Source organism: Algoriphagus sp. AGSA1, from assembly GCF_021390545.1.
Taxonomy (GTDB): Bacteria; Bacteroidota; Bacteroidia; order Cytophagales; family Cyclobacteriaceae; genus Algoriphagus.
In genome coordinates this window covers 46,429-52,680 of sequence record NZ_JAJUWR010000034.1, presented here as the reverse complement: position 1 = coordinate 52,680, position 6,252 = coordinate 46,429, and the positions used below count along the sequence as shown (strand labels likewise).

The following is a 6,252-nucleotide window of genomic DNA, read 5'->3' as shown; positions in this document are numbered from 1 at the left end:
TTCAATGCAAAAATCAAGGCATTCAGGGCTCAGTTCAGAGGTGTCACCAACATTGAATTCTTCCTGTTCAGACTATCAAATATCTATGCTTAAAATAACCAGCTCCCCAGCTATTCCGGCTGATCCTCCCATACCTCCTTAAAAACAAAAAAAAGCCTCAAATCTTTCGAAATGAGGCTTTAGTGCTCCTCCTCTTGGGCTCGAACCAAGGACCCTTTGATTAACAGTCAAATGCTCTAACCAACTGAGCTAAGGAGGAATTTTGATTTTACCCGGGCTTGTTCCGGATTGGTGATGCAAATGTAGGAGGCTATGTCATTTATTCCAAGTGAGTCCTGTAAAAAAACTTGTGCTTTTTTACAATAAATCCATTCAGGCTTCAAAATCAGAGACTTAATTTTTTATTGTTTTTATACCTATTAGAAGATGCGAAACGTCCAAAGGGGGATTCTAACATTATAAAAAACTTTAAGTTCTTTTTAGAACTAAAATCATATGATACTGGCCATTTCAAGTCACTTTCAGAGGATTGTTCCATAGTCTAACTATTTTTGGTCTTTCACACTAAACTTTCGTGTCATAGTCTTGATGTAGCCAATCTTTCGAAATCGAAGTGCGGACCAGTCTTCATTGATTGCTATTTGCCGTACACCCTCATAATCAAACTGTCCTAAATAAGCCCAACCTGAATCCCTGTTGATTTTTGCTTTATATCGCTTGGAAGTTCCTTTAGGATAGGCAATCCAAATTTGCTGATCTTCCGGAGCGAGGCTTCGCATTTCCGAAAAGTATTTTATCACATCATCTTCCGTCTGGACAAATGCCAGCATGAAATCAGGACGGTCGTCGCGATGGATAAGACCTTCAGCTTCCCAAGAATCAATCAACCCGCTTAATTCAGAAGGGGCATTCCAGATTTGAATATTCATTCCTTCCTTCCATGTCATTTTCTTCAATAGTGGATCCATTTTTTAGCTTTTTGGTTTCCTGTTTTTTTTAGCGGTAAAGAGTTGTGCATATAGTGAGCAACTCATCATTTTATTTACTTTTATATGCATATCCGCTTTTCTGCCGGTAAAACAATAAAAGCATCATAGGATTCGGAAAACACTAGCGTCAAGGGCCACTTCGGTCACCCGTCTTCGGTCTTCCGTCCAGTAAAGCAAAGAGAATATGGTTACTGGCATCATTGCGGATAATCACATACTTTTATTATATATATACCTATACAAGATAAGAAACCAAGCAAGGAATTACCTGTCGCCTTGTGGGTTTTAACCAATTGGGAGAGTTGTTGTCGTGTATCAGCGGGACTGCCAATTTAAAAAGACAATCAGTAAACATGAAGATAACTATAGGAATTGCCGTCTTGTTTTTCACTTTTTCCTGTGTCAAAGCTCAGGAGGAACCAAGCAGACCTTTCGGAGAGGGTGTGCCCATTGCGACCTTGACTGACAATAAATTGGATGAAATATCAGGCTTGGCATGTAGCCGTACTATCCCCGGTCTTATTTACGTTCATAACGATAGCGGAGGAGAGGCCGCAGTATATCTCTTGGATACTCTAGGAAATACCGTGGGGAAAGTAGAATTATTGGAAACTAAAAACAGAGACTGGGAGGATATAGCCGTAGGTCCGGGACCAGATGGACTAAGCTATATCTACATTGGGGAAATCGGAGATAACAACGCTGTTCATAAGGATATCACCCTATATAGAATACCTGAACCTATTGATGGCAACCTATCCAGTAAGGTGCAGCCTGAAAAAACTAGGGTGACCTATCCTGGAGGTGCCAGAGATGCAGAATCTCTCATGGTGGACCCGGTTACCGGCGATCTCTTTATCATCTCAAAGCGTGATAGCCTGAATACGTTATACCGCCTACCAGCTGACAAATTCGGAGATGAGAGTTTTGAACTTGAAGAGCTGATTAAATTACCATTTACCAGTTCTACTGCTGCGGATATTTCATCGGATGGCAGTCAGATTCTGGTCAAGAATTATTTTGCCATTTACTATTGGATTAGGAACCAGGGAGAGACTGTAGTTCAGGCTATGAGTAGGCAACCTTTGGAACTGCCTTATTCTCCTGAGCCGCAAGGCGAGGCTATTGGTTTTAATCCAGAAGGAAACGCATTCTATACCCTGAGTGAAAAACGATTCGATATAGATCCCGTTCTTTACAAGTATTCCTCCAAATAATGTCTATGCAGATTTCCTCCAATATTCTGATGGTTCGACCGGCCAACTTCGGCTTCAATCCTGAGACCGCCGGGAACAACTTCTATCAAAAATCAGACGCACGGTCCGGAGATGAAATCAATACACTGGCGCAACTGGAGTTTGATGGCTTTGTGGCTATGCTGAGAGATCAGGGAGTCCAGGTCATCGTGGAAGAAGATACCCCGATACCGGTGAAGCCTGATGCGGTTTTTCCCAACAACTGGTTCAGTACCCACAGTGACGGGAAAGTGATTTTGTATCCCATGTATTCTCCCAATCGGAGATTGGAACGGAGAAAGGAGTTTATAGAAGAGCTGATGAACCTAGCGTTTAGTGTGGATGAAATCATAGATTTAAGTTTTTTTGAGGAGGATGGACAGTTTCTTGAGGGCACCGGAAGTATGGTGATGGATCATCAGTCCAAACTGATTTTTGCCTGCTATTCTGAGCGTACTCACCCTGTTCCACTTGATTATCTAGGGAAGATTCTGGAATATAAAGTAGTGGGGTTTCATGCTGTTCAGGAGATAAAGGGAGCAATCAGTCCGATTTACCATACCAATGTAATGATGCATATAGGTACTGATGTGGCTGTGGTTTGCCTAGACGCTATTACCAAAGCCTCAGAGAGGCAACTTGTACAAAAAAGTCTGACCCAATCAGGTAAAAAGCTGGTTCCGATCACGCCAAAACAAAAGTTTCAGTTTGCAGGGAACATGCTGGAAGTAGGGAATGATGGAGGAGAAAAATTCACGGTAATGTCTGAATCCGCACTGGACTCCCTGACTATCGGGCAGATCCAGCTGATAGAAAAATACACAACCATTATCAGTCCCTCAATTCCTACCATTGAAAAACTTGGTGGAGGAAGTGCCCGCTGCATGATGGCTGAAATATTTCTTCCTAGATAATACATCTATAAAAAAATTACACGGGGATAGTAAAAACTAAAAGGCCGCTCGTGAGACACGAGCGGGGGCAAAGATTGGGGGGTTCATCGCTCCCGTGAGTGTCTCACTCACGGATTTTGAAAACTCAACTCCTCATCGCTCCCATGACTGTCTCACTCAGGGATTAAAAACTCCCAGCCCGCGTGAGTGGCTCACTCACGAATTTAAAAAAAAATGCCCTCACGCTTCTCACTCTCGTTTTACCCCTCTTTTCTTATAATAGTAAGATAGAAGTCTGTGTTTGGTAAAGAGACATCAAGGAAGATTAAAATAAAAACCGCTCGTGAGACACGAGCGGTGGCAAGATTCTGGGATGCCATTTGAGACACGAGCGTTGGCAAAGAAGTTTTTGATCAAGCGAGGTTCACGCCCGCTCATTTTTATCAGATCCCTGTATAATTGAAAGGAGAAATTACCCGTAATTCCGCCTTCAATTTATCTGAAATAGGAAGGTTGTTAATAAATTCTGAAATGGATTTTTCTGTGATTTTAGTATTGGTCCGGGTAAGGTCTTTCAGTGCCTCATACGGTTTTGGGAAGCCCTCTCTTCTCAGCACTGTCTGTATAGCCTCGGCTACGACCGCCCAGTTTTCTTCCAGATCAGCATGGATGGCTGCTTCATTCAGTTCCAGTTTGCCCAGACCTTTTAGCAAAGACTCAAAAGAAATCAACATGTGGGCCAGTGGCACACCAATAATTCTCAATACTGTGCTATCAGTCAGATCGCGTTGCAAACGTGAAATTGGGAGTTTTGCCGAAAGGTGCTCCAAAAGTGCATTTGCGATACCTAAGTTTCCTTCAGCGTTTTCAAAATCAATCGGGTTTACCTTATGAGGCATGGCGGAGGAGCCGATTTCACCGGCTTTGATTTTCTGCTTGAAGTAATTCATGGCCACATACTGCCATACATCTTTGGAAAGATCCAAAAGGATGGTATTGATACGCTTTAGGCCATCAAATACCGCAGCAAGATTGTCATAGTGCTCAATCTGGGTGGTAGGGTAGCTTCGCTCCAGACCTAAATAGTCTCCCACAAACTTGAAAGCGAATTCATTCCATTTGAAGTCAGGATAAGCAACATGATGTGCATTCATGTTGCCTGTGGCCCCACCGAATTTTGCTGAGTAAGGAACATGGTGAAGCAATTCGAGCTGCTTTTGCAGACGTACTACAAATACGTCGATTTCCTTGCCCAGACGGGTAGGAGAGGCGGGTTGCCCATGGGTTTTGGCCAACATCGGGATGTCTTTCCAGTCCCCGGCCAAACTCTTTAACCGGTCGATTATCGCATCCAGCTGCGGTAATATCACCTCATTTAAGCCTTCCTTCAGCATCAGAGGAGTAGCGGTATTGTTAATATCCTGGGATGTGAGCCCAAAGTGGATAAATTCCTTATATGCTTCAAGGTCCAATGCATCGAATTTCTCCTTTAGGAAATATTCCACAGCTTTCACATCATGGTTTGTGATTTTCTCGGTTGCTTTGATGGTATCTGCGTCATTCAGAGAAAAATCAGAAGCTATTGCTCTCAGGTTCTCAAAAAGGCTTTGATCAAAATCCTTCAATTGAGGTAAAGGAAGTTCGCAAAGAGCAATGAAGTATTCTACCTCTATATGAACACGGTATTTGATAAGGGCAAATTCAGAAAAGTAAGCTCTCAAAGGGGCTGTTTTGCCGGCATAGCGTCCATCGACTGAGGTCACTGCGGTCAATGCGTTTAAATCCATAGCGTTTGATCAATTGGTTTTTGGAGCTTCAAAGTTAATTTTTTGCAGCCAAAAGTCGGGGTTTACATTAGCTATTTCGGTAATTATCCTTTAAAAAAACCGAACTGACACAGGAATAAATCAGTTAAGCTTGCAAATAATCAGTCCCAAGCCGGAATATTTGGCTTTGCCGGTTAATTTTGCACCCGATTAAACAGATAAAAGCTCAGATCAGGAATGTTCAATTTATTTAAGAAAAAGAAGACAGAGGTGAAGACACAACAGTTTTTGCCACTGAAAGTGAGGGAGGTAGTAAGGGAAACGGAAGACACAGTAACCTTGTATTTTGAACAGCCCGAGCCGTTTTTGGATTATAAGCCTGGCCAGTTTTTGACTTTGGTAATGGAGTTTGAGGGAAAAGAACAACGTAGGTCCTACAGTCTTTGCACCTCACCTTTTGTAGATCCTTTTCCCGGTATTACGGTAAAGCGTGTTCCTAAGGGGAGATTTTCAAATTTCCTGAATGAACGGGTGTTTCCGGGCAAGACAATCAATGTACTCAAGCCTTTGGGGAATTTTACCACTGATTTTCACTCCAAGAACAAGAAACATTTCTTCTTGGTAGCTGCCGGAAGTGGGATCACACCCATTATGGGCATTTTGAAATCGGTCTTAGTGAATGAGCCCAATTCTAAAGTTTCCCTACTTTACTGTAGCAGAAATGAGTCTCAGATTATCTTCAAGAAGGAATTGGACGCTTTGGTGGAGAAGTATGGTACGCGATTGGAAGTAATCCATAATCTAAGCCAACCTAGTGAGGCTTGGATTGGCTTGTCCGGAAGATTATCTAAGGATAAACTGCATGAATTTGCCCAAAAGGCTGAGGCTGAAGCTGATTTTGACAAGGAGTACTTTGCCTGTGGCCCGGAAGGCATCATGGATAATTTTGTTGCCGTGCTGGAGGAATTGGGAGTTGCACAGGAAAAAGTGCACAGGGAGAGCTTTTACTCCGCTGCTGCGGACAAAGCACATGAGGATGCCGCCCATGGGGTAACAGGTGGACTTTTGACCAGAGATGTAATGATACTGCTGGAAGGAGAGGAGCATTCCGTCACAGTGGATCCAGATAAAACCATACTTGAATCGGGACTTGAGCAGGACTTGAACATGCCATATAGCTGCCAGAGTGGACTTTGTACTGCATGTAGAGGCAGACTGCTGAGCGGAAAGGTGAAAATGGACGAAGATGCCGGCTTGAGTCCCAATGAAATTGAAGCGGGCTATGTATTGTGCTGTGTGGGGCATCCGCTCACCGACGATGTGAAGATCAGTATTGAATAAGTAGTCACCTACTGATTAAAACTCTATT

The 6,252-nt window shown here is 43.0% G+C and carries 5 protein-coding genes and 1 tRNA gene; 3 read left to right on the top strand and 3 right to left on the bottom strand.

The window, feature by feature from the left end; translation table 11 throughout:
* Positions 1-185: 185 nt before the first annotated feature.
* Both LZF95_RS21860 and LZF95_RS21855 read right to left on the bottom strand, forming a co-directional pair.
* A tRNA-Asn gene (locus tag LZF95_RS21860) sits at positions 186-259 on the bottom strand.
* 286 nt (positions 260-545) lie between these two features.
* Positions 546-968 carry a hypothetical protein gene (locus LZF95_RS21855; protein ID WP_233757386.1) on the bottom strand — a complete coding sequence of 141 codons (423 nt, stop codon included), beginning with the start codon at positions 966-968 and terminating at the stop codon, positions 546-548.
* A gap of 374 nt (positions 969-1,342) precedes the next feature.
* On the opposite strand from LZF95_RS21855, the gene LZF95_RS21850 reads away from it, so the two are divergent.
* Both LZF95_RS21850 and ctlX read left to right on the top strand, forming a co-directional pair.
* Positions 1,343-2,206 (top strand): hypothetical protein, encoded by an 864-nt coding sequence (locus LZF95_RS21850; RefSeq protein ID WP_233757384.1) that lies wholly within the window; start codon positions 1,343-1,345, stop codon positions 2,204-2,206.
* Complete coding sequence (gene ctlX / locus LZF95_RS21845) at positions 2,206-3,138, top strand: citrulline utilization hydrolase CtlX (protein ID WP_233757382.1); 933 nt, start codon at positions 2,206-2,208, stop codon at positions 3,136-3,138. The genes LZF95_RS21850 and ctlX overlap by 1 nt, the downstream gene beginning before the upstream one ends.
* A 422-nt stretch (positions 3,139-3,560) precedes the next feature.
* On the opposite strand, the gene purB is transcribed toward ctlX, so the two are convergent.
* On the bottom strand, positions 3,561-4,904 hold the full coding sequence (purB, locus tag LZF95_RS21840) for an adenylosuccinate lyase (protein ID WP_233757380.1): 1,344 nt from the start codon (positions 4,902-4,904) through the stop codon (positions 3,561-3,563).
* A 216-nt stretch (positions 4,905-5,120) separates the two neighbouring features.
* Between purB and LZF95_RS21835 the strand changes: the two genes are divergently transcribed.
* Complete coding sequence (locus tag LZF95_RS21835) at positions 5,121-6,224, top strand: ferredoxin--NADP reductase (protein ID WP_233757379.1); 1,104 nt, start codon at positions 5,121-5,123, stop codon at positions 6,222-6,224.
* The last annotated feature ends 28 nt before the right edge of the window (positions 6,225-6,252 follow it).